Below are 23,263 nucleotides of genomic sequence, written 5' to 3'. Positions count from 1 at the left end.
TGTAAGTTCGGAGACCTTGATGTCCTCTTTTAACGAAATGATCAAAAACATCACACCCGATATCTACCAGAGCCTGAAACTGGCGGTGGAAATCGGCAAATGGTCCGACGGTGGCAAACTCACCGCCGAGCAACGCGAACTGTCGCTGCAAGCGATGATCGCCTGGGAAATCCAGAACCTGCCCGAAGACCAGCGCACCGGTTACATGGGCGTGCAGGAATGTGGCTCGAAGTCGATTGAAGTGCCGAATATCCTGTTCAAGTCGGATGCCATCCATTGATCGAGATTGGCCGCGGTGCAATCAGTAAAATGTCGGCCCGCCTGGACGGGGCCGACGTGCAGTACGCGTTTCGTCTGGGCGATGTCGAAGTGCCGGTCAACCCGTTGATCGGCACCACGGTACGTCTGGAATACCTGGGGGCGATCCACTGCTGCCATTGCGGACGCAAGACCAAAACCAGTTTCAGCCAGGGTTACTGCTACCCGTGCATGACCAAACTGGCGCAGTGCGATGTCTGCATCATGAGCCCGGAGCGTTGCCACTACGACGCCGGCACCTGCCGTGAGCCGGAGTGGGGCGAGAAGTTCTGCATGACCGATCACATCGTGTATCTGTCTAACTCGTCCGGGGTCAAAGTCGGGATTACCCGCGCGACCCAACTGCCGACGCGCTGGATCGACCAGGGCGCTCGTCAGGCGTTGCCGATCATGCGCGTTGCGACCCGTCAGCAGTCAGGCTTCGTCGAAGACCTGTTCCGCAGTCAGGTGGCGGACAAGACCAACTGGCGTGCTTTACTCAAGGGCGAAGCGGTTTCGGTGGATCTTGTCGAAGTACGCGATCAGCTGTTTGAAAGCTGCGCCGAAGGCCTGCAAACCTTGCAGGAACGATTTGGTCTGCAGGCGATCCAGACTATTAGCGATGCCGAGCCGCTGGAGATCCGTTATCCGGTGGAGCAATACCCGGCCAAAATCGTCAGCTTCAACCTGGACAAGAACCCGATTGCCGAAGGCACGCTGCTGGGGATCAAGGGCCAGTACCTGATCTTCGACACCGGCGTGATCAATATTCGTAAATACACGGCTTATCAGCTCGCCGTGCATCAGTAAGGACTCCAGCATGCGCACCGAACAACCGAAGATGATCTATTTGAAAGACTATCAGGCGCCTGAGTACCTGATCGACGAGACGCACCTGACCTTCGAGTTGTTCGAGGACCACAGCCTGGTCCATGCGCAACTGGTGATGCGCCGCAACCCTGAGCGTGGTCCGGGCTTGCCGCCGCTGGTGCTGGACGGTCAGCAACTCGATCTGCTGTCGGTGACCCTGGCCGACCGCGAGCTGACAGCTGCCGACTATCAGTTGACCGAGAACCACCTGACGCTGCATCCGACCAGCACCAGCTTCACGGTCGACACCAGCGTACGCATTCACCCGGAAACCAACACCGCGCTGGAAGGCCTGTACAAGTCCGGCACGATGTTCTGCACCCAGTGCGAGGCCGAAGGCTTCCGCAAGATCACCTATTACCTCGACCGCCCGGACGTGATGAGCACGTTCACCACCACGGTCGTCGCGGAACAGCACAGCTACCCGGTGCTGCTGTCCAACGGCAACCCGATTGCCAGCGGTCCTGGCGAAGACGGCCGTCATTGGGCGACCTGGGAAGACCCGTTCAAGAAACCGGCGTACCTGTTCGCATTGGTGGCCGGTGATTTGTGGTGCGTCGAAGACACCTTCACCACCATGACCGAGCGCAACGTGGCGCTGCGCATCTACGTCGAGCCAGAAAACATCGACAAGTGCCAGCACGCCATGAACAGCCTGAAGAAATCCATGCGCTGGGACGAAGAAGTCTACGGTCGTGAATACGACCTGGACATCTTCATGATCGTTGCGGTCAACGACTTCAACATGGGCGCCATGGAGAACAAGGGCCTCAACATCTTCAACTCCAGCGCCGTACTGGCTCGCGCCGAAACCGCGACCGACGCCGCGCACCAGCGTGTCGAAGCGATCGTCGCCCACGAATACTTCCACAACTGGTCGGGCAACCGCGTGACCTGCCGCGACTGGTTCCAGTTGTCGCTGAAGGAAGGCTTCACCGTATTCCGCGATTCCGGTTTCTCCGCCGACATGAACTCGGCCACCGTGAAGCGCATCCAGGACGTGGCTTACCTGCGTACTCACCAGTTCGCCGAAGACGCAGGTCCCATGGCTCACGCGGTGCGCCCGGACAGCTTCATCGAGATTTCCAACTTCTACACCCTGACCGTGTACGAAAAGGGCTCGGAAGTGGTCGGCATGATCCACACCTTGCTTGGTGCCGACGGTTTCCGTAAAGGCAGCGACCTGTATTTCGAGCGCCATGACGGCCAGGCCGTGACCTGCGATGACTTCATCAAGGCCATGGAAGATGCCAACGGTGTCGATCTGACCCAGTTCAAACGCTGGTACAGCCAGGCTGGCACGCCGCGTCTGGCGGTGAGCGAGTCCTACGACGCTGCAGCGAAAACCTACAGCCTGACGTTCCGTCAAAGCTGCCCGGCGACCCCGGACAAGGTTGAAAAACTGCCGTTCGTGATCCCGGTTGAATTGGGCCTGCTGGATTCCAAAGGCGCGCCTGTTGCCTTGCGCCTGTCCGGCGAAGCCAGCGCCCAGGGCACCTCGCGCGTCATTTCGGTGACCGAAGCCGAACAGACCTTCACCTTCGTCGATATCGCTGAGCAACCGCTGCCTTCGTTGCTGCGCGGCTTCTCGGCGCCGGTGAAACTGAGCTTCCCGTACAACCGCGACCAACTGATGTTCCTGATGCAGCACGACAGCGACGGTTTCAACCGCTGGGATGCCGGTCAGCAGTTGTCGGTGCAAGTGCTGCAAGAGCTGATCGCCCAGCAGCAGAAGGGCGAGAAGCTGGTGCTGGATCAGCGCCTGATTTCGGCCTTGCGTACCGTGCTGTCGGACGAGACGCTGGATCAGGCGATGGTCGCCGAAATGCTCTCGCTGCCGGGTGAGGCGTATCTGACCGAGATCAGCGAAGTGGCTGACGTCGACGCCATCCACATCGCTCGCGAGTTTGCCCGCAAGGCGTTGGCAGACGGTTTGTTCGAGGCGTTGTGGTCGCGTTACCAGGCCAACCGCGCTCTGTCGAAACAAACCCCGTACATTGCCGAAGCCGAGCACTTTGCCCGTCGCGCCTTGCAGAACATTGCGCTGTCGTACCTGATGCTCAGCGGTCAATCGCAAGTAATGGCGGCGACGCTTGAGCAGTTCGAGACCAGCGACAACATGACCGAGCGCCTGACGGCATTGGCGGTGTTGGTGAATTCGCCGTTCGAAGAAGAAAAAGCCTTGGCGCTGGCCGGTTTTGCCGAGCACTTCAAGGACAATCCGCTGGTCATGGATCAATGGTTCAGCGTTCAGGCGGGCAGTACGTTGCCGGGCGGGCTGGAGCGGGTGCGTCAGTTGATGCAGCATCCGGCGTTCAACATCAAGAACCCGAACAAGGTGCGGGCGCTGGTCGGTGCGTTTGCCGGGCAGAACCTGATCAACTTCCATGCGGCGGATGGTTCGGGGTATCGCTTCCTGGCGGATCTGGTCATCGAACTGAACGGGTTCAACCCGCAGATTGCTTCTCGCCAACTGGCGCCGCTGACGCGCTGGCGCAAATACGACGATGCTCGTCAGGCGTTGATGAAAGGGGAGCTGGAGCGGATTCGTGCTTCGGGTCAACTGTCCAGCGATGTGTTTGAAGTGGTCAGCAAAAGCCTGGCCTGAGTCTGGCTTTGGAACCTGTAGGAGCGAGGCTTGCCCGCGAAGGTTGTGTGTCGGGCGCGTTTTTTGATGGTGTGCATATCCATTGCTGCGGTAACGGCTGCTGGCGGTTTCGCTCTTACAGCGACTCACTTTTCCAGACGCCGAAAAGTAAGCAAAAGGCTTTGCCCCTGACGTACGGCCCTTCGCCTAGGCTCAGGGTACCCTCGCTCCGGTCCTGCTCCGTGGGCCCGCCGCCATCGGCCATCCATGGCCGGGGGCGGCTAACCCGGCATCCATGCCGGGTTGCCCACTGCGCAGAACCTCCACTCGGCCTCCCGACGGGGCAGATCAAAATCAAAATCAAAAACCAAGCAAAAGCCAAAGCGAGGCGGCCTGTCAGCCGACCTGGCTCTATCTTCGTACGCATCCCCCTGTAGGAGCCGGCTTGCTGGCGATAGCGTCCGTTCAGGCGATACATGTGTCGCTGACCCACCGCCATCGCCAGCAAGCCGGCTCCTACAGGGAACCCCATACGCTTTTGCTTTTCACCACTCATCAGGCCGAGCGTTAGCTCGCCTTCCGCTTTTGATCTGAGCGCCCCCTCGAGAGGCCGAGCGCAGGTTCTGCGCAGTGGGCAACCCGGCATGGATGCCGGGTTAGCCGCCCCCGGCCATGGATGGCCGATGGCGGCGGGCCCACGGAGCAGGACCGGAGCGAGGGAATGCCGAGCCATGGCGAGGCACCGAACGAAAGGGGCAAGAGCGCTTGGTTACTTGGCGCTTCTCCAAGTGACTCGCCGTAAGGGCGAAACCAAAAGCCGCCGTTACCGCAAAAATGGATATGTACACAAAACACCAACCACAAACCCCAAATCACCCCACCTGATACCCCAACATTCAGAAAAACCCCATCCCCCCCAGGTTAACAAAAGATAACGTGGCGTCGATTGTCAGACCTTTCCAAACCCCGATAGGATAAGCCAGCTTCCGAAGGGGCTCTGGATTGCGGGTTTCAGGACTATGCTCCTAACCATCCAATCCCGATGAGCACCCCTTACGGCGCCCTGAAAGGTTGAACGACCTAACAATAATAATGGGGGAAGGTCTATGAGTGAGCCTGTCATGGGTGTGGGTATCTGCCGCCCGCCGGCACTGCGCAAATTCGCATTGCTGGCTACAGCGCTCTCGCTGTTGGGCTGTGCCGTGTTGTCGGCACCTGCGCTGGCCAATGCGGCGCCAGCCACCGACGTTGTCTATTCCGTTGAATCCGCCAAAGCCAGCAAAAGCCTGATGCTCGACGTCGTGCACGCCGGCAAGCGCCTGGTGGCCGTCGGGGATCGCGGGCACATCCTGTATTCCGATGACCAGGGCGCGACCTGGACCCAGGCCAAGGTGCCGACCCGGGCACTGCTGACCTCGGTCTATTTTGTCGACGACAAACACGGCTGGGCCGTCGGGCATGACGCGCAGATCCTCGCCAGCGAGGACGGCGGCGTCACCTGGACCAAACAATATGAAGACCTGAAACGCGAATCGCCCCTGCTCGACGTCTGGTTCCAGGATGCCAGCAACGGCTTTGCCGTGGGCGCTTACGGCGCGCTGGTGGCCACCACCGACGGCGGCAAGACCTGGGAAGACGCCAGCGACCGCCTGGACAACGAAGACCAGTACCACCTCAACGCCATTGCAGCGATCAAGGATGCCGGGCTGTTCATCGTCGGTGAGCAGGGCAGCATGTTCCGTTCCTCCGACTGGGGGCAGACCTGGGAAAAACTCGAAGGCCCCTATGAAGGCTCGTTGTTCGGCGTGATCGGCACCGCCGAGGCCAACACGCTGCTGGCCTACGGGCTGCGGGGCAACCTGTTCCGCTCCACCGATTTCGGCACCACCTGGGAGCCGGTCGAGTTGAAAGCCACCCGTGGTGCGCTGGAGTTCGGACTGTCCGGTGCGACCTTGCTCGACGATGGTTCCATCGTGATCGTCGGCAACGGTGGCTCGGTGATCCGCAGCAACGACAACGGCGAAACCTTCAGCGTGTTCAACCGTCCGGATCGCATTTCCGTTTCGGCGGTGACTGCGGCGGGCGACGGCAATCTGGTTCTGGCAGGACAGGGCGGCGTTCGCGTTACCTCGCCAACCGGCGCCGGTGCAGAGAATGGAAAAAACGGGTCGTCCAAATGAGCCGGGCAAATAATAAGAAGGCGGGTCTATGACATCCTTGAGCAGCCATCACCAAGACAAGGCGACGTTTCTTGAACGCCTGATTTTCAACAACCGCCCGGCAGTGATCGTGATCTGTCTGTTGGTGAGTATTTTCCTGTTCTGGCAAGCGACGCTGATTCGGCCGTCCACCAGTTTCGAAAAGATGATCCCGCTCGAGCATCCGTTCATTCAAAAGATGATGGAGCACCGCAACGACCTGGCGAACCTGGGCAACACCGTTCGCATTTCGGTTGAAGCCACCGACGGCGACATCTTCTCCAAGGAGTACATGGAGACCCTGCGTCAGATCAACGACGAGGTGTTCTACATCTCCGGCGTCGACCGTTCCGGGCTCAAGTCGCTGTGGAGTCCGAGCGTACGCTGGACCGAGGTGACAGAGGAGGGCTTCGCCGGGGGTGAAGTGATCCCGCAGAGCTACAACGGCTCCCAGCAAAGCCTCGATTTGTTGCGCAACAACGTGCTCAAGTCCGGTCAGGTCGGGCGTCTGGTGTCCAACGACTTCAAGTCGAGCATCGTCGATATCCCGCTGCTGGAGTCCTACCCGGACCCGCAGGACCAAGGCAAGTTGCTGGCCCTGGACTACCGCAAGTTCTCCCACGAGCTGGAAGAAAAGATCCGCGACAAGTACGAGAAACAGAACCCCAACGTGCAGATCCACATCGTCGGTTTCGCCAAGAAAGTCGGCGACCTGATCGATGGCCTGGTGATGGTGGTGATGTTCTTCGGTGTCGCCTTCGTCATCACCCTGATTCTGTTGTACTGGTTCACCAACTGCATGCGCAGCACCGTGGCGGTGTTGAGCACGACGCTGGTGGCGGTGATCTGGCAGCTCGGCCTGATGCACTTCTTCGGCTTCGGGCTGGATCCGTACTCGATGCTGGTGCCGTTCCTGATCTTCGCCATCGGCATTTCCCACGGCGTGCAAAAGATCAACGGTATCGCCTTGCAGTCCAGTGAGGCCGACAACGCGTTGACTGCGGCGCGGCGCACCTTCCGCCAATTATTCCTGCCGGGGATGATCGCGATCCTTGCGGATGCGGTGGGCTTCATCACATTGCTGATCATCGACATCGGCGTGATTCGCGAACTGGCCATCGGCGCATCCATCGGTGTGGCGGTGATCGTGTTCACCAACCTGATCCTGTTGCCGGTGGCAATTTCCTACGTCGGCATCAGCAAGCGCGCCGTCGAGCGCAGCAAGAAAGACGCGCACCGCGAACACCCGTTCTGGCGCCTGCTGTCCAACTTCGCCAGCCCGAAAGTCGCCCCGGTGTCGATCGTGTTGGCCCTGTTGGCCTTCGGTGGCGGCCTCTGGTACAGCCAGAACCTGAAAATCGGCGACCTCGATCAAGGTGCTCCAGAGCTGCGTCCGGATTCGCGCTACAACAAGGACAACAACTTCATCATCAGCAACTACTCCACCAGTTCTGACGTGTTGGTGGTGATGGTCAAGACCAAGTCCGAAGGTTGCTCGCGCTATGAAGCGATGGCACCCATCGACGAACTGATGTGGAAGATGCAGAACACCGAGGGCGTGCAGTCAGCGATCTCGCTGGTGACCGTGTCCAAGCAGATGATCAAGGGCATGAACGAGGGCAACCTGAAATGGGAAACGCTGTCGCGCAACCCGGACGTGCTGAACAACTCCATCGCCCGCGCTGACGGCCTGTACAACAACAGTTGCTCCCTGGCGCCAGTGCTGGTGTTCCTCAACGATCACAAGGCTGCCACCCTGGATCGCGCAGTTCATGCGGTGCAGGACTTCGCCAAGGAAAACAACAAGGAAGGCCTGGAATTCATCCTTGCGGCAGGTAACGCCGGCATCGAGGCGGCCACCAACGAAGTGATCAAGGAATCCGAGCTGACCATCCTGATCCTCGTCTACATCTGCGTCGCAACCATGTGCATGATCACCTTCCGTTCCTGGGCGGCGACCTTGTGCATCGTGTTGCCACTGGTGCTGACGTCGGTACTCGGCAACGCCCTGATGGCTTTCATGGGCATCGGCGTCAAAGTTGCGACCTTGCCGGTAGTGGCGTTGGGCGTGGGGATTGGCGTGGACTACGGCATCTACATCTACAGCCGCCTGGAAAGTTTCCTGCGTGCCGGTCTGCCGTTGCAAGAGGCGTACTACCAGACGCTGAAGTCCACCGGTAAAGCCGTATTGTTCACCGGCCTGTGCCTGGCGATCGGCGTGTGCACCTGGATCTTCTCGGCCATCAAGTTCCAGGCCGACATGGGCCTGATGCTGACCTTCATGCTGCTCTGGAACATGTTCGGCGCGTTGTGGCTGCTGCCGGCGCTGGCTCGTTTCTTGATCAAACCGGAGAAACTGGCGGGGCAGAAGGGTAACTCGTTGTTCGCTCACTAAACCTCAGGCAAAACCAAAAAGCCGCAACCTTGGGTTGCGGCTTTTTTATGGGCGATTGAAAAACTCAGCGGGGTTGCAACGGTAGAAAATCGCTGTTCGCCAGTTCCTTGCTGATGATTCCGTGATGAATTTCGATTTTCTGCTTCGGGTCCTTGGCCTTGGCCATGGCCGATTCATAGGTTTCGAAGCGTTGCTCCCTGGTTTTCAAGTGCGCCTGGGTGTAGTCAGCCTTGGCATCATCCGCGTTGGCGTAGTGAAAATGCCCGTACCACCAGGGTTGATTGTCTTTATTCAACAAAGCGTACTCTTGCATGAAGTCACGCCGCCCGGTTTTCAGCTGAACCCGGTTGCCGTTGATTCGCGCAAAAATTTCTTTGTGCCGCAGCAGATACTCCACCCCCTCGCTACTGGGCGGCCGGGCGAGGGTCATGCGGGTGCGAAGTTCAGTGGCCTTGTTGTCGAGGATAAGCGCTTTGTCGCGGAGTCCGCTGATCAGCGAAACGTCTGTTTCGCGGTTGGCCGGAGGACTTTCGTGCTGTTCCAGTCCATCGGCGTACCCGATCAGTTTTTGTGCTTCCCGTTGCAACTGCTCTTCGATTTCCTTGGGAGAACTGGCGCGCTGCGCGTAACCCTCGATCTTCTGCACGTTTTTATCGACATCGGCCAACGCCTTGCGGGCATCGCCCTTGAGCTGCTGATAGGGGTGCGTTGCCTTGGTAGCTGCGGGTCTGGCATCGACGATTTCTACCCAGACATTGGGCTCGTGCTCGTGGAACGAAGCCAGTGGCCTTTCTTCGAACGGATGGTTGATGTCGACAATGTCTCCTTCCTGGTGAGCGACCCGTTGTCGAAGATCGCCGATCAATGTGCCTTTAGCGGTTTTGATCACCCGCTTGCGACTGGACCATGAATAGGGACGCTTCACCGGCGGCTTGGGGCCGGAAGCTGATGTTGAAGGCTCCTCCGGTTGCGGCAACAGTTGAAGCGCTTCCGCAAGACGTCGTTCGGCATCGATACGCAGTTGGTGAATGAGCTCGCGCAGGCGATTGAAGGGGTGTGCCTGCAGTTCATCTGTGCTGAAAATGCCTATCGCCTCAAGGCCGTCCTGTGCCTTGTTGTACTGATCGACCAGGTTCTCCAGAACGGAGATCCGATCGCTGTTGGTGTAGGTGTGTTCCGTTTGCAGTTCGGCATGCGAGCGAGACAGCAGCAGTAATGGGCTGAGGGTGTGTTCGAGCACACCCATGGTGCTGCTTCCGAGGGCCTTGAGGCTGAGCAGGCGCAAGATACTCAACTGGTAGCACTTGACGCGCAGTGCCGTCATTTCATTTTCGGGCCTGTTGCCGGTCAGGCGCTTCCAGTACTCGATGCCCAGGCGAGGGATCTGCTTGAGTTCCTGCAGTCGGCTGTCTACCTGGTCCAGAAGCTTGATCATGGATTCGTTGATGTCGGAGGTTTTGCGCATGAACTCAAAGTAGCGATCCAGTACCGCGTCGCCTTCGCGGATCAACGCGTCATGCAAATGCCCGACGCCATTTCTCAAGTCCGCATACGTTTGATTGACAGCCTCGCGCTCCCAGTCAGCAATGACGATCCGTTTGCGGGCGTTGTTGATGATGTTTTCCGACAGGTTGCACAACTGCACAGGATCGGGATCGGATTTGGTCAACTCGGCCAATTCCCTTTTCTCGGCCAGCAGCGTGGCGTAGCTTTCGGTCTGTTTGTCCAGCTCATCAACGAACCGTTGCCTGTACGTGGCGCGATCGAGCTCTGTACTGGCGGCGTCGTTCTTTTTCAGCTGCATCAGGTTTTCGGCAATGTCGACGCGCTTCTGCACCCGCACTTGCTGATCCACGAATTCCTGACGATTGAGTTCCAGCAGACTGATGCGTTGTTGCGTGATTTCTCGCTGGGCGTTGATCCGTGCATTGCGCCCGCCGCCAACCAGTTTCAACCCTTGATCCAGAGTCCAGCGGCCCGCTCCATTGGTCTTGAGCTTGATGCCGGGATGATCCGGGTGCTCCGGATGTATCAGATACGCCTCACCGAACCCGGGCACGATACTCACGCGAAACAGCAGGCCGGCGACGGTGGCGTGCCAAAGATTGCCGATCCGGTACAAACCTTTGAAGACGCCGGTGGTAACGGGCTCTGGCAGAGGTGTCGGCCATGGCACCTGAACCTCCCGTAACGTGTTGAACAGTCGGGCCGCTGCCGAATCGCGCGCGCTCGACTGGTTGAAGTCGAGCAGGGTCTTGCCACTGCCCGGCGGCTCGGAGGGCAGGCCCGCAGTGTCCTGGGTAATAGTCGATTCGGCGGGCCATGAAAATGTCTGCGCAGGACGGCGCAAGGAGGCGAGGGCATCCGGAACTGGCGTCGCTGCGCTGTCGGAAAGTGCCGGGGATCCTTCCTCTCGAGCGACATGCAGAACCAACAGGCCAATGTTCAACAGCACATCGATCCATGCCTGATTCCGCGCCTTCGGGTCATCACTGTCCAGCGCTGGCAGATCGTTGATCAGGCTGTGGGCGATTTGCAGCATCCAGCCCACCACCATGGCGGGGCCGCGCAACAATGGCAGAATCAGGTTGTTGAACACCAGCCAGCCACCCTCGAGGATGATCGCCCAGCGGCTCTCGGCATTCGACACCGATTGCCGATCCGCCAGATCGATCAGTGTGCGTGCATTGCTGACGAACAGACTGGCCAGCAATCGACCTTCTTCCAGCGCGGTGAGCCAGCCGCCAACCGCTTCGTCGCCAGCCAGAATCGCCGGTTGGGGCTTTTCAGGCAGTGTGAATTCGTCCCCTGCATGGAAGTGGACAATGTGCGGTTCGGTGAAGCCGTTGTTGTCGTAGATCGGCCGTGCGCGATCCGGCAACCAGGTCAGCACGCTGGTTTGCAACGGGCCGGTTTGCGCAATGGCACTCAGCAAGTCCTGACGGCTGGAGTATTGGTGCAGAGGTTCTGAATACAGCGGTCGGTAAAGAATATGCGGGCCGTCCGACTTCAGGTCTTTCGGCTCAATGATGAACATGTTGCTGACCACATCACTCGTGGCCCCGGCCTTGCGTTGAAACGCCAATGGCCTGATGACGACGGACTGTTCCTCGACAATGCGCTCGGCGGCCAACGGCTGGAACACTGCATCGACATATCGATAGCCCAGGAAGGTGAAGCCGTGCTCACCCTTGATCGAATGCTCAAGGGCGCGCAGTGGCAAATGCAGGCTCAGTTCCAGGCCGAAGAGTCGCAATCGCTCATTGGCCTCGGCACTGTTGCCAAGCAACTGCGCCTCGATGTACTCGGGGTAATGTTTTCCGACATCAACGCGGCTCACCAGATCCAGCAAATAGGCCTCGGTGGTCCAGTCTTGAATCAGCTGGTTTTCGGTGTGGCGAAGGGTCATCCGGCCCTTGGGTTTGCCGGCCAGGTTGTTGATCGCCAGCTCGGTCAGGGACATTTTGACGGGTTCGAGGTAGCCGCTGCCCAAATCGCCGACAGGCACGTGAAAGGTCAGTTCCAGTTCATCGGACTTGTAGCCGGGTGCCAAGGGCTGGTCTTTGAGCATTTGCTCATGCAGCGCATTTCTGGCGAATGTGCGAAGGTCAACGTCGTCGTCGGGCAACGAGCGCCCCTGTGTCTGCTGTTTGACACTGGCCATCGACAACGTGTGTTTACGCCAGGCCATGCGATCAGTGGCGCTGGCGCCCTGCAACCACTCGGGAATCGTTGTCTGTAGGGCGTGAAGGTGCGTCGGGTGGTTGTCGCTGCCGATAAACAGTGCGGCGACATCGGTGATCGCATCAAAACGCTTTTCAAGGCTGGCCACGTTTTCGTGTGCGGGCAGTTTGAGCGACTCCAAATCTTCCAGTTGCCGGTTCAGCAGCAGAGCTGCCTGGGTATCAAAGATGTTGCCGTCCGGAGCAAAACGTTTCCAGGTGATGGAGTCCGCCGTGAAGTCTTGCTGAAACCGCGCGCCCCATGCGGCACCGAAGGCTTGCAGGGACGGGAACGATTCGATGTTGCCGGTCACGCTGCACAACAAATGGGTTTCGCCGCAAATCACCAGGATATCCGGCACCTGCAGTGTGAACGACATGTCGCCTCTGCTCAGCGTGACTTGCAGCGTGCAGGCTTCAATTGCACCTTTGGCCCAAGGACGCAGAAGGCGTTCGCGGTTGTCGGGTTGGCGGGCCAGCTCCAATAGAATCCCGGCCTGCTCGGCATCACTTGCTGCGAGGCGCGTCGCGGATGTTTTCAACACGCCGGCGAGCAGGTTCCCCAGCCATTGCCAGCGGCTGACGCCGGTTTCGTCCTGTTCGTTCCAGCAGGCGGCCAATGATTCCTGAGCGCCGATGTAGAAAATGTCGGGTAATTCACGGATGACTTGCGCAATCACTTGCAGGTCGGGCAGTCGCGATGTCGTGTTGTCGACGGTAAGTTGCGCGGGGGCACGGTTTGTCAAAAAACAGCTGCGACCGTATTGCTCGCTGAGATCGGGGAATGTGCCGCTGGCCAGGTAGTCGAGTACCACGTCCAAAAGTAGCGTCAGCCGCCAGGCGCCATCGGGGATCGGTTGGGCAATTTTGGTTCGCTCAGGGTCGAACGCCAGTTGCGGGTATTTTTCCAGAATGCCGTCTTTGAGCAGGCGGGCGGTTTGCGAGCGTAAGGTCGGCCGGGTATTAAATCGGGTGTGAACCGCCCGCGCGATGATGTCGGTGTCGCTTGCGGCGGCGGGTGGTGATGCAGGTGTGGGCATGATGCAATCCTTTGCATGTGTGGTTCCTCAACGTAAAACCGAATCGAAAGGGATGTGCGGTAGCCGGGTACCGCACATTGGGCGAAGCGATAGGTTAAGGCCTGCGTTCAGGCCAGAAACGAAAAAGCCGCAACCAGGGTTGCGGCTTTGTTATCTCAGAAGATCAACGTAACCCCTGTAGGAGCCAGCTTGCTGGCGATGGCGGTGGGTCAGCCAACATATTTATCGTCTGAACAGACGCCATCGCCAGCAAGCCGGCTCCTACAGTGGAACGTGTTTTTATGAGGGATCGGCGCCGAGCACCACATTCAGCGCACTGCGTGCATCGTCCAGTTGCACCAGCGTTGCATGCCGTGCACCCAGCGCATCGCGGTTCTCGATGGCAGTGAGAATCGCCTTGTGCCGTGGCAACGCCAATTCATGCAGGTTCGGCCGCTGGTTGGAATGCTTCAACGCTTCGGCAATCGCCACCGACAGCATGTTGCACAGGTTCGCCAGCAGATCGTTGTGAGTGGCATCGGCGATGCGGCTGTGGAAATCCAGGTCCGGTTGCAACAGGGCTTCAGGCGTCGGCGCGGCTTCCATGCGTTGGTAGGCTTCACCGATAGAGGCAATGTCTTCGTCGGTGGCGAATTGCGCGGCGAGGGCCGCTGCTGCCGGTTCGATGATGCTGCGCACGCTGGTCAGCAGATCGAAGAACTGATTCTGCGGGCTGCTTTGCATCAGCCAGTGCAGCACGTCCGGGTCGAGCATGTGCCATTCCTTGCGCTGCTTGACCACCGTGCCGACACGCGGACGGGAATACACCAGGCCTTTTGCGACCAACACGCGAGTGGCTTCGCGCAGCACCGGACGGCTGACCGCGTACTCCTCGCACAACAGGGCTTCGGCGGGCAGTTTGTCGTCCGGTTTGAAGCGTCCCGAAACGATCTGCATGCCCAGTTCCTGGACAATGCGCGAGTGCATGCTTTTGCGGTCGGAGGGTTTGCGGTAATCCATGGGGAACGGCGCGATCCTGTGCGGGGGAGGTGCTGCGCATGATAGCAGGCGCGGCGAGGACGGTCGCCAGAGCAAGCACGGTCCTGAGGCAGATGAAGATCAAAAACTGTAGGAGCTGGCTTGCTGGCGATGGTGTGTCAGTCACCGTTGTGTCGACTGATACACCATCGCCAGCAAGCCGGCTCCTACAAGGGGGGTGGGGTTAGTGGGAGTGGCGGGGGACTTCGGCACCTCGGCAACCGACCAGGAAGTCGAAGTCGCAGCCCTGATCCGCTTGCAACACATGGTCGATGTATAGCTGGCGATATCCACCGAGGATCATCTGCTGCGGCGGTTGCAGATCGGCCATGCGCGCCGCCAGTTCGGCATCCGGAATGTCCAGGTGCAGACGCCCGTTGGCGCAATCGAGTTCGATCCAGTCACCTTCCTTCACTGCTGCCAAAGGCCCGCCGGCCGCCGCTTCCGGTGCTACGTGCAACACCACTGTGCCGTACGCGGTGCCGCTCATGCGCGCATCGGAAATACGCACCATGTCCGTCACGCCCTGGGCCAGCAGTTTGGCCGGCAAGCCCATGTTGCCGACTTCAGCCATGCCCGGATAACCCTTCGGCCCGCAGTTTTTCATCACCAGAATCGAGTTGGCATCCACGTCCAGTTCCGGATCGTTGATCCGCGCCTTGTACATGTCGAAGTTCTCGAACACCACCGCCCGCCCGCGATGCTGCATCAGCTCAGCCGTGGCGGCGGACGGTTTGAGCACCGCGCCGAGTGGCGCCAGGTTACCGCGCAATACGCAGATGCCGCCGTCGGCGCGGATCGGGTTGTCGAGGGTACGGATCACTTCGTCCTGACCGTAGATCGGCGCGTCCTTGGTGTTCTCGCCGAGGGTCTTGCCGTTGACGGTCAAGGCATTTGGATTGGGAATCAGGTTGGCTTCACCGAGGCGTCGCAATACCGCAGGCAAGCCACCGGCGTAGTAGAACTCTTCCATCAGGAAGCGCCCGGAGGGTTGCAGGTCGACGATGGTCGGCATGCCGCGACCGATGCGGGTCCAGTCATCCAGCTCCAGCTCCACGCCGATGCGGCCGGCGATGGCTTTCAAGTGGATCACGGCGTTGGTCGAACCACCGATGGCGGCGTTGACCCGAATGGCGTTTTCGAAGGCTTCCTTGGTGAGGATTTTCGACAGTTTCAAATCTTCGCGGACCATCTCCACCGCACGCATGCCGGACATGTGCGCCAACACATAACGGCGTGCATCCACCGCCGGAATCGCGGCGTTGTGGGGCAGGGAAGTGCCGAGTGCTTCGGCCATACACGCCATGGTCGATGCGGTGCCCATGGTGTTGCAGGTGCCGGCGGAGCGGGACATGCCGCCCTCGGCCGCGAGGAAGTCATCGATGGAGATGGTGCCCGCTTTCACTTGTTCGCTGAGCTGCCAGACCACCGTGCCCGAGCCGATGTCCTGGCCCTTGTGCTTGCCGTTGAGCATCGGCCCGCCGGTGACGACGATGGCCGGCACGTCGCAACTGGCCGCGCCCATCAACAGCGCCGGAGTGGTTTTGTCGCAACCGGTCAGCAGCACCACGCCGTCAATCGGGTTGCCGCGAATCGCTTCTTCGACGTCCATGCTCGTCAGGTTGCGGGTAAACATGGCGGTCGGGCGCAGGTTCGATTCGCCGTTGGAGAACACCGGAAATTCCACCGGGAAACCGCCGGCCTCGATCACGCCGCGTTTGACGTGGTCGGCGATCTGGCGGAAATGCGCGTTGCACGGGGTCAGTTCCGACCAGGTGTTGCAGATGCCGATGATCGGTTTGCCGTGGAACTGGTGGTCGGCGATGCCCTGATTCTTCATCCAGCTGCGGTACATGAAGCCGTTCTTGTCGGCAGTGCCAAACCATTGGGCGGAGCGCAGGGTGGGTTTCTTATCAGACATGATCGATTCTCTTATTGTATGACTATATTGTTCTGGCTGAGGCGTAACATAAGCGCAATTCGATCTGTTTGGAAGTGTTGTTGCGTAAATAGTATTACTATATAGTCCGCTCCAACGGAGGGAAGGCCCTGGCAGTTTTTGGCGAGAGGCGTCCCCCGAGGTTCTATAACAACAACAATCGGAGACCGATCTCATGAGCCAGGAACTGCGGCTTATTCGTCGCATCACGCTGAAACTGATTCCCTTCCTGATCCTGCTGTACCTGATCGCCTATGTGGATCGCTCCGCCGTGGGCTTCGCCAAGCTGCACATGGGCGCCGACATCGGTATCGGCGATGCGGCTTACGGCCTCGGTGCCGGGTTGTTTTTCATTGGTTACTTCCTGCTGGAAATCCCCAGCAACCTGATGCTCGAACGCTTCGGCGCGCGGCGCTGGTTTGCGCGGATCATGGTCACCTGGGGCGCCATCACCATCGGCATGGCCTTCGTTCAAGGGGCGCACAGCTTCTACGTGATGCGCTTTTTGCTCGGCGCCGCCGAAGCCGGGTTCTTCCCGGGCGTTCTGTACTACATCACGCAGTGGTTCCCGGTTCGCCATCGCGGCAAGATCCTCGGGCTGTTCATCCTCTCCCAACCGATCGCCATGCTGATCACCGGCCCGGTGTCCGGCGGCCTGCTCGGCATGGACGGCATCCTCGGATTGCACGGCTGGCAGTGGCTGTTCATCGTCATCGGTTCCCCGGCGATCCTGCTGACCTGGCCGGTGCTGCGTTGGCTGCCTGACGGTCCGCAACAGGTGAAATGGATGGATCAGCCCGAGAAAGACTGGCTGGCCGGCGAACTGAAAAAGGACCTTGAGGAGTACGGCCAGACCCGCCACGGCAATCCGTTGCATGCGCTCAAAGACAAACGCGTGTTGCTGCTGGCGCTGTTTTATCTGCCGGTCACCCTGAGCATTTATGGCCTGGGCCTGTGGTTGCCGACGCTAATCAAGCAGTTCGGTGGCACTGATCTGGTGACGGGTTTCGTGTCGTCGGTGCCGTACATTTTCGGGATCATCGGTCTGTTGATCATCCCGCGCAGTTCCGACCGTTTGAATGATCGCTACGGCCATCTGGCGGTGCTGTATGTGTTGGGGGCTATCGGCCTGTTTCTCAGTGCCTGGCTGACGGTGCCGGTGCTGCAACTGGCGGCGCTGTGCCTGGTGGCGTTCGCCCTGTTTTCCTGCACTGCGGTGTTCTGGACCTTGCCGGGCCGGTTCTTCGCCGGTGCCAGCGCTGCGGCGGGGATCGCGCTGATCAACTCGGTGGGCAACCTCGGTGGCTACATCGGTCCGTTCGTGATCGGGGCGCTGAAGGAATACACCGGCAACCTGGCTTCGGGGCTGTATTTCCTCTCGGGTGTGATGGTGTTCGGGCTGATTTTGACCGGCGTGGTGTATCGGTTGCTGGAGCGTAAACACGTTCTGCCGGCGGACCAGTTTGCAGCCAGCGCACGTGGCGCTTCCCGCATCTGACGCAAACCCTGTAGGAGCCGGCTTGCCGGCGATGGCGTCAGCATATTCAACATCATTGTCGACAGGCCGATCGCTATCGCCGGCAAGCCGGCTCCTACAGGGTTCTGCGGTGTTTTTGAGAATTGCTTACAGGAGAAAATTCATGCGTTTGGTTCAATTTGAATTGTTTAACGGCGAGCGTCGGGTTGGCGTGGTCGAGGGCGGTCTGGTCCGCGAGGTGCAGGACGCGCGCACGGTGCGCGATCTGGCGTTGGCGGCGATCGAGGCGGGTGTCAGTCTTGAGCAGCAGGTGAACGCACTGGGCCTGGGCATCAGCCACGACTATGCAGAACTGCTGGCGAAACTGCGTATCCTGCCGCCGCTGGACCATCCGGACCCGGCACACATGCTCGTCAGCGGCACTGGCCTGACCCATCTGGGTAGCGCCTCGGCGCGGGACAAGATGCATCAGCAGGCCGGCGACGAAGCAACGATGACCGACACCCTGCGCATATTCAAATGGGGCGTGGAGGGTGGCAAACCGGCAGCGGGCCAGGCCGGTGTGCAACCGGAATGGTTCTACAAAGGTGACGGCAGCATCGTCGTTCGCCCCGGTCAATCGTTCCCGCTGCCGCCGTTTGCCGAAGACGCCGGAGAAGAACCCGAGCTCAGCGGTCTTTACGTCATCGGCCACGATGGCAAGCCGTATCGCCTCGGTTATGCGGTGGGCAACGAGTTTTCCGATCACGTCATGGAGCGCAAGAACTACCTCTATCTGGCGCATTCCAAACTGCGCAGTTGCAGTTACGGGCCGGAGCTTCGGGTCGGTGAGCTGCCGGAGCATCTGGCGGGCACCAGCCGCATTTTGCGCGACGGCGAAGTGCTGTGGCAGAACGAGTTTCTCACCGGCGAGGCCAACATGTGCCACAGCCTGGAAAATCTCGAATACCACCATTTCAAATACAGCCAGTTCCTGCGTCCGGGGGATGTGCACATTCACTTCTTCGGCACCGCGACCCTGTCCTTTGCCGACGGCATTCGCACCCGGCCGGGGGATGTGTACGAGATCAGTCAGGCCGAGTTCGGTGCGCCGTTGATCAACGGTATCGCACCGGTTGAAGCGGCCTTCGAGCCCGGCACCATCGGCATTCTTTAAGGAGCAACCCATGATTCTTGGTCACAACTATATTGGCGGCCAGCGCAGTGCCTGCGGCAGCGTCAAACTCCAGAGCGTCGACGCCAGCACCGGCGAGGCGTTACCTCACGATTTCTATCAGGCCACGCCGGAAGAAGTCGATGCCGCCGCCAAGGCTGCCGCTGCCGCGTACCCCGCTTATCGCAGCCTGAGCGCCGAGCGCCGCGCGCAATTCCTCGATGCCATTGCCGATGAACTGGACGCGTTGGGCGATGAATTTGTCGCCGTGGTCTGCCGCGAAACCGCGCTGCCTGCCGCCCGCATTCAAGGCGAGCGCGGTCGCACCAGCGGCCAGATGCGCCTGTTCGCCAAAGTGCTGCGGCGCGGTGATTTCTATGGCGCGCGGATCGATCTGGCGCTGCCGGAGCGCAAGCCGTTGCCGCGCCCCGACCTGCGTCAGTACCGTATCGGCCTCGGCCCGGTCGCGGTGTTTGGCGCCAGCAATTTCCCGTTGGCGTTTTCCACCGCCGGCGGCGACACCGCTTCCGCCCTGGCCGCCGGTTGCCCGGTAGTGTTCAAGGCGCACAGCGGTCACATGGCCACGGCCGAGCAAGTGGCAGATGCAATCCTCCGAGCCGCAGAAAAAACCGGCATGCCGGTCGGCGTGTTCAACATGATCTACGGTGGCGGGGTCGGCGAAGCGCTGGTCAAGCACCCGGCGATTCAGGCAGTCGGTTTCACCGGTTCGCTCAAGGGTGGACGGGCGTTGTGCGACATGGCCGCTGCACGTGCACAACCGATCCCGGTGTTTGCCGAGATGTCGAGCATCAACCCAGTGATCGTCTTGCCCCAGGCCCTGTCCGTTCGTGCTGAAAGCGTGGCCCGTGACCTGACCGCTTCGGTGGTGCAAGGCTGTGGCCAGTTCTGCACCAACCCCGGTCTGGTGATCGGCATTCGCTCGGCACAGTTCAGTGCGTTTGTGCAGCAGGTGGCGGGGTTGATCAACGATCAGCCTGCGCAAACCATGCTCAATGCCGGGACGTTGAGCAGTTATGGCCAAGGTCTGCAAAAACTCCTCGCGCATCCGGGCGTGACGCACCTGGCGGGTAATCCGCAGCAAGGCAATCAGGCGCAGCCGCAGCTGTTCAAGGCCGATGTCAGTCTGTTGCTCGATGGCGATGAAGTGCTGCAGGAAGAGGTCTTCGGCCCGACCACGGTGTTTGTCGAGGTGACGGATCAGGCGCAACTCAGCGCTGCTTTAAATGGCCTGCACGGACAACTCACGGCAACGATCATTGGCGAACCGGCAGACTTCGAGCAGTTCGGCGAATTGACGGCGTTGCTGGAACAGAAGGTCGGACGAATCCTGCTCAACGGCTATCCGACCGGTGTGGAAGTCTGCGATTCGATGGTCCATGGCGGGCCGTACCCGGCGACGTCCGATGCGCGTGGCACCTCGGTGGGCACGCTGGCAATTGACCGCTTCCTGCGGCCGGTGTGCTTCCAGAACTACCCCGACAAGCTGCTGCCGGATGCGTTGAAGAACGGCAACCCGCTGCGTATTCAGCGGCTGGTGGATGGACAGCCTTCGCGTGATGCGCTCTGACAGCTGAACACAAATCCCTGTGGGAGCGAGCCTGCTCGCGATTGCGGACTGTCAGGCACATTGATGTTGAATGTGCCGCCGCTATCGCGAGCAGGCTCGCTCCCACATTTGTTCTGTGTGGCGTGGGAGTTTTGTGGTCGGCTCTGAGCCGCTCCCACATTGCGCTATCATTGCGTCTTTCCCCTTCAAAGATTGACTGCCATGACTGCCCCAACCGACACCTTGCTCAACGCCCTCGAACACTGCGGAATGGTGGAAATCGACGGCTTGCATGCCTTCGAATTCGCCCTTGATGTCGACGACAATCTGCACATCGAATGCATGGACGGTCGAGCGGCCAAACACTGGGAATTCACCCCCGCTCAGGTTCAAGCGGCAACCTTCGATTCGACTTTGCAGAGCTGGCTGATCAAGGACGATGGCGGCGAACACCGCCTGGTCTGCCTCGGCGACGTCATCAGCGGCGACAACGAAGACGACGAACAAGAGGATGCGTAATCTCTGGCCGCTGTTGATCGCCGGTAGCATCGGTGCAATGGGTGTTCAAGCCGCATCCGCCGGCGACTTTCAACTGCTCGTGGGTTCCTACACCGCAGGGCAAAGCCAGGGCATTTATCGCCTGAATTTCGACAGCGCCACCGGGCAGCTCGACGCCAAGCCGTTGCAAGTGGTCAACAGCGGAAACCCGTCCTGGTTGACCCTGTCCAATGATCAACGTCATCTGTTCGTGGTCAACGAAAACGGCCCGGGACAAAAAGACCCGGTCGGGCGCGTCAGCAGTTATGCGATCGACGCCAAAACCCATGCGCTGCGCCAGATCAATCAGGTCCAGAGCCTGGGCAACGAGCCGACCCATTCGAGCCTCAGTGGCGATGCCAGCCACCTGTTCGTCAGCAATTATTCAGTGGCTGAAGACCCGGGCGGCACGCTGGCGGTGTTGCCGGTGGGCGCCGATGGCACGCTCAAAACCGTGGTGCAAATGAGCAGTCATCCGTCCAGCCGGGTCAATCCCGAGCGGCAGATGTCGGCGCATGTGCATTCGACGGTGTCCTCGCCGGATGGCAAGTTTGTGTTCTCCAATGATTTGGGCGCGGACAAGATCTTTGTCTATCGCTTCGACCCGAAGGCCAACCCGGACTTGCCGTTGATCGCGGCCACACCCGCGTCGGTCCAGTTGCCGCCCGGCAGCGGACCACGGCATTTGCTGTTCAGTGCCGATGGCAAACACGCGTGGCTGACCCTGGAAATGAGCGCGCAGGTCGCGGTGTTCGATTACCGCGACGGCACGCTTGAGCAAACGCAAATGGTCGATCTGGCGGCCGGGCAACCGACGTCGGACAAAGCCGCCGCAGCGTTGCATGCATCAAAGGATGGCAAATTCCTCTACGTCAGCAACCGTGGCACTGCCAATCAGTTGCTGGTGTTTGCCATTGATCCTGCTACCGGGCACCTCAAAGAGCTGCAACGCCGTTCGGTGGAAGGGGATCACCCGCGCGAGTTCAGCCTCGATCCGAGTGGCCGGTTCGTGCTGATCGCCAATCAGAAGAGCAACCAGATTGTCGTCGTCGAACGCGATGCCAAGAGCGGCCTGCTGGGTAAAACCGTGCAGAAACTGCCGATGGATGCCCCGAGCGATCTGAAGTTCCTGGTGCGTCAATAGGCCGCAGGCCCCGGTTGATGGGGCCTGCATCCTTCTATTAATGACGCTGATATCTGCTACTGCTACAAAAGATTTCAAGGCGTCAGCCTCGGCAGTTAAGTTTGCTTCACGGCCCCACCGGGCAAGCAAGCCAACTGAATCCGAGGAATACCGCCATGAACTTCAATCTCTTCTCTGTCATCGCCGCATCCGCCATCTCTGCCACCGTTGCGCTGCCAGCCAGCGCCAACGTTGAAATCAGCGACAAAAAATCCCACGCCCAGAGCTACACCCAGAAATACCTGCAACAGAGCGCCAACTTCTACGCAGCCCTGGATCACAAAACCCAAGCCTGAAAGCCAAGCCCTGCACCCTTTATGCAGGAGCGAAGTCACTTGCGCGGATCAAGCTGAAAAGCTTCGAGAAAGCCTGAGTGATGTCGCTCCTGCATAACGCGTTTACGACAGCATCATATTGCTATTAATGCTGCGCTTGATATCACATGGCCATGAGTTTAAATTTGACGCTGATTTATTGACTCCTTCTACTATAAAAAGGATCGACAGCATGGCGATGCGTCTGGCCGTGGTACTCCTGTTCCTCTATTCAACCCCCATTTTATCTGCCGCAACGCCCGTTCCAGGCGAGCCTGACGCTGCCCGAGAGCGCATGATGAGTTTTATCGAAGGCTGAAATAGACTGGCTTAATGATCAACGAAGCTGATGGTGACTATGGATAACCCTGAGTGGTTATCACAGCTTTTTTGATCGATTCTGTGGGCACTGAAACATGCCCACGGAGAACACCATGGCCAGCGCAATCCTCACTTCTGCCAAACACGGCGCCTACCTGGCCATCGGTCTTTACGTGGCGCTGGTGTTGGTTGTCAGCATTACCGCGCAATCTCAACACGAAACCGACGCACCGATTCAGGTCGCTTATCCCGCCATTCAGTTCGAGCACCGCGCACAAAACGCCGTGATCGATCACGCAGACGTGGCGGGAGTGACAGGGGCATGAAAGGGGGCAAACTCTGGGTCATCGCCTTCCTGGCGTTCATGACCAATGGCTCATCACTGTTGGGCATCGGACAAGCCTCGGCAGGTTCCGTGGCTCGCGCTATCGAAGCCAATCACAACCTCGCTCGCAGCATCGAAACCGAAAAGGCCATGGGCCTGCTGGCCGGTAATCCACCGATCAAACGCCAAGGCGATTTCTTCGGGCCGTTCCAGGTCGATTGCTCGGTGCTGCAGATGTGCGAAGTGTTCGCCTGAATCCTGAAACGCCAACACCCCCTGTAGGAGCGAGGCTTGCCCGCGAAGCTTTTGGCGGTCTTGATG

At 59.5% G+C, this 23,263-nt stretch carries 17 protein-coding genes; 14 read left to right on the top strand and 3 right to left on the bottom strand.

All coding sequences use genetic code 11. The annotated features are described in order from the left end of the window. The first annotated feature begins 19 nt into the window (after positions 1-19). The 5 genes from IB246_RS04185 (at position 20) to IB246_RS04165 (ending at position 8,347) form a co-directional block, all read left to right on the top strand. Positions 20-280, top strand: a complete 261-nt coding sequence (locus IB246_RS04185) for a YeaC family protein (RefSeq protein WP_008028592.1) — start codon at positions 20-22, stop codon at positions 278-280. Beyond that, the gene (locus IB246_RS04180) at positions 277-1,107 is read left to right on the top strand and encodes a DUF2797 domain-containing protein (RefSeq protein ID WP_008038281.1); all 831 of its coding nucleotides are present in this window, start codon (positions 277-279) and stop codon (positions 1,105-1,107) included. Before IB246_RS04185 ends, IB246_RS04180 begins: the two co-directional genes overlap by 4 nt. 10 nt (positions 1,108-1,117) lie before the next feature. After that, positions 1,118-3,775: an aminopeptidase N gene (pepN, locus tag IB246_RS04175; RefSeq protein ID WP_008038283.1), complete on the top strand. Its 2,658-nt coding sequence runs from the start codon at positions 1,118-1,120 to the stop codon at positions 3,773-3,775. Between the two features lie 1,085 nt (positions 3,776-4,860). Next, entirely contained in the window at positions 4,861-5,934 is a 1,074-nt protein-coding gene (locus IB246_RS04170) for a WD40/YVTN/BNR-like repeat-containing protein (RefSeq protein WP_008030080.1), read from the top strand. A gap of 28 nt (positions 5,935-5,962) precedes the next feature. Then, positions 5,963-8,347: an efflux RND transporter permease subunit gene (locus IB246_RS04165; protein WP_008042857.1), complete on the top strand. Its 2,385-nt coding sequence runs from the start codon at positions 5,963-5,965 to the stop codon at positions 8,345-8,347. 64 nt (positions 8,348-8,411) lie between these two features. Here the strand turns inward: IB246_RS04165 and IB246_RS04160 are convergent, their stop codons facing one another. The 3 genes from IB246_RS04160 to IB246_RS04150 form a co-directional block, all read right to left on the bottom strand. Further along, complete coding sequence (locus tag IB246_RS04160) at positions 8,412-13,109, bottom strand: dermonecrotic toxin domain-containing protein (protein WP_008042867.1); 4,698 nt, start codon at positions 13,107-13,109, stop codon at positions 8,412-8,414. Between the two features lie 279 nt (positions 13,110-13,388). Beyond that, positions 13,389-14,108, bottom strand: coding sequence for a FadR/GntR family transcriptional regulator (locus tag IB246_RS04155; protein WP_008030085.1), 720 nt, complete (start codon positions 14,106-14,108; stop codon positions 13,389-13,391). A 202-nt stretch (positions 14,109-14,310) separates the two neighbouring features. Next, positions 14,311-16,047 carry an IlvD/Edd family dehydratase gene (locus tag IB246_RS04150; RefSeq protein WP_008030087.1) on the bottom strand — a complete coding sequence of 579 codons (1,737 nt, stop codon included), beginning with the start codon at positions 16,045-16,047 and terminating at the stop codon, positions 14,311-14,313. Positions 16,048-16,240: 193 nt separating this feature from the next. Here IB246_RS04150 and IB246_RS04145 point away from each other — a divergent pair, with 193 nt between their 5' ends. The 9 genes from IB246_RS04145 to IB246_RS04110 all read left to right on the top strand — a co-directional run bounded on the left by IB246_RS04145 (position 16,241) and on the right by IB246_RS04110 (position 23,197). Continuing rightward, positions 16,241-17,563 carry an MFS transporter gene (locus tag IB246_RS04145; RefSeq protein WP_008042870.1) on the top strand — a complete coding sequence of 441 codons (1,323 nt, stop codon included), beginning with the start codon at positions 16,241-16,243 and terminating at the stop codon, positions 17,561-17,563. Between the two features lie 142 nt (positions 17,564-17,705). Then, complete coding sequence (gene araD1, locus IB246_RS04140) at positions 17,706-18,698, top strand: AraD1 family protein (RefSeq protein WP_008042872.1); 993 nt, start codon at positions 17,706-17,708, stop codon at positions 18,696-18,698. Between the two features lie 10 nt (positions 18,699-18,708). Next, positions 18,709-20,283, top strand: a complete 1,575-nt coding sequence (locus IB246_RS04135; protein ID WP_008042873.1) for an aldehyde dehydrogenase (NADP(+)) — start codon at positions 18,709-18,711, stop codon at positions 20,281-20,283. A 201-nt stretch (positions 20,284-20,484) separates the two neighbouring features. Further along, entirely contained in the window at positions 20,485-20,781 is a 297-nt protein-coding gene (locus tag IB246_RS04130; protein WP_008042875.1) for a DUF5629 family protein, read from the top strand. Next, on the top strand, positions 20,774-21,943 hold the full coding sequence (locus IB246_RS04125) for a lactonase family protein (protein ID WP_008042877.1): 1,170 nt from the start codon (positions 20,774-20,776) through the stop codon (positions 21,941-21,943). The genes IB246_RS04130 and IB246_RS04125 overlap by 8 nt, the downstream gene beginning before the upstream one ends. 155 nt (positions 21,944-22,098) lie before the next feature. Beyond that, complete coding sequence (locus IB246_RS04120; protein WP_008030101.1) at positions 22,099-22,278, top strand: hypothetical protein; 180 nt, start codon at positions 22,099-22,101, stop codon at positions 22,276-22,278. 211 nt (positions 22,279-22,489) lie between these two features. Further along, positions 22,490-22,615 carry a hypothetical protein gene (locus IB246_RS28835; RefSeq protein WP_008030104.1) on the top strand — a complete coding sequence of 42 codons (126 nt, stop codon included), beginning with the start codon at positions 22,490-22,492 and terminating at the stop codon, positions 22,613-22,615. Between the two features lie 115 nt (positions 22,616-22,730). Next, positions 22,731-22,943: a hypothetical protein gene (locus IB246_RS04115; RefSeq protein WP_008042879.1), complete on the top strand. Its 213-nt coding sequence runs from the start codon at positions 22,731-22,733 to the stop codon at positions 22,941-22,943. Then, entirely contained in the window at positions 22,940-23,197 is a 258-nt protein-coding gene (locus IB246_RS04110) for a hypothetical protein (protein WP_008030107.1), read from the top strand. Before IB246_RS04115 ends, IB246_RS04110 begins: the two co-directional genes overlap by 4 nt. The last annotated feature ends 66 nt before the right edge of the window (positions 23,198-23,263 follow it).

This window comes from Pseudomonas sp. PDM01, assembly GCF_014852325.1.
Lineage (GTDB): Bacteria > Pseudomonadota > Gammaproteobacteria > Pseudomonadales > Pseudomonadaceae > Aquipseudomonas > Aquipseudomonas migulae.
Note: the sequence above shows the minus strand (reverse complement) of the source record. Positions and strands in the feature narration are given on the sequence as shown.

What these genes read in the sequence shown, in the direction of transcription:
- IB246_RS04185 (WP_008028592.1), top strand. Translation starts at nt 20, where the DNA reads ATGTCCTCTTTTAACGAAATGATCAAAAACATCACACCCGATATCTAC.
- pepN (WP_008038283.1), top strand. Translation starts at nt 1,118, where the DNA reads ATGCGCACCGAACAACCGAAGATGATCTATTTGAAAGACTATCAGGCG.
- IB246_RS04170 (WP_008030080.1), top strand. Translation starts at nt 4,861, where the DNA reads ATGAGTGAGCCTGTCATGGGTGTGGGTATCTGCCGCCCGCCGGCACTG.
- IB246_RS04165 (WP_008042857.1), top strand. Translation starts at nt 5,963, where the DNA reads ATGACATCCTTGAGCAGCCATCACCAAGACAAGGCGACGTTTCTTGAA.
- IB246_RS04160 (WP_008042867.1), bottom strand. Translation starts at nt 13,109, where the DNA reads ATGCCCACACCTGCATCACCACCCGCCGCCGCAAGCGACACCGACATC.
- IB246_RS04155 (WP_008030085.1), bottom strand. Translation starts at nt 14,108, where the DNA reads ATGGATTACCGCAAACCCTCCGACCGCAAAAGCATGCACTCGCGCATT.
- IB246_RS04150 (WP_008030087.1), bottom strand. Translation starts at nt 16,047, where the DNA reads ATGTCTGATAAGAAACCCACCCTGCGCTCCGCCCAATGGTTTGGCACT.
- IB246_RS04145 (WP_008042870.1), top strand. Translation starts at nt 16,241, where the DNA reads ATGAGCCAGGAACTGCGGCTTATTCGTCGCATCACGCTGAAACTGATT.
- araD1 (WP_008042872.1), top strand. Translation starts at nt 17,706, where the DNA reads ATGCGTTTGGTTCAATTTGAATTGTTTAACGGCGAGCGTCGGGTTGGC.
- IB246_RS04135 (WP_008042873.1), top strand. Translation starts at nt 18,709, where the DNA reads ATGATTCTTGGTCACAACTATATTGGCGGCCAGCGCAGTGCCTGCGGC.
- IB246_RS04130 (WP_008042875.1), top strand. Translation starts at nt 20,485, where the DNA reads ATGACTGCCCCAACCGACACCTTGCTCAACGCCCTCGAACACTGCGGA.
- IB246_RS04125 (WP_008042877.1), top strand. Translation starts at nt 20,774, where the DNA reads ATGCGTAATCTCTGGCCGCTGTTGATCGCCGGTAGCATCGGTGCAATG.
- IB246_RS04120 (WP_008030101.1), top strand. Translation starts at nt 22,099, where the DNA reads ATGAACTTCAATCTCTTCTCTGTCATCGCCGCATCCGCCATCTCTGCC.
- IB246_RS28835 (WP_008030104.1), top strand. Translation starts at nt 22,490, where the DNA reads ATGGCGATGCGTCTGGCCGTGGTACTCCTGTTCCTCTATTCAACCCCC.
- IB246_RS04115 (WP_008042879.1), top strand. Translation starts at nt 22,731, where the DNA reads ATGGCCAGCGCAATCCTCACTTCTGCCAAACACGGCGCCTACCTGGCC.
- IB246_RS04110 (WP_008030107.1), top strand. Translation starts at nt 22,940, where the DNA reads ATGAAAGGGGGCAAACTCTGGGTCATCGCCTTCCTGGCGTTCATGACC.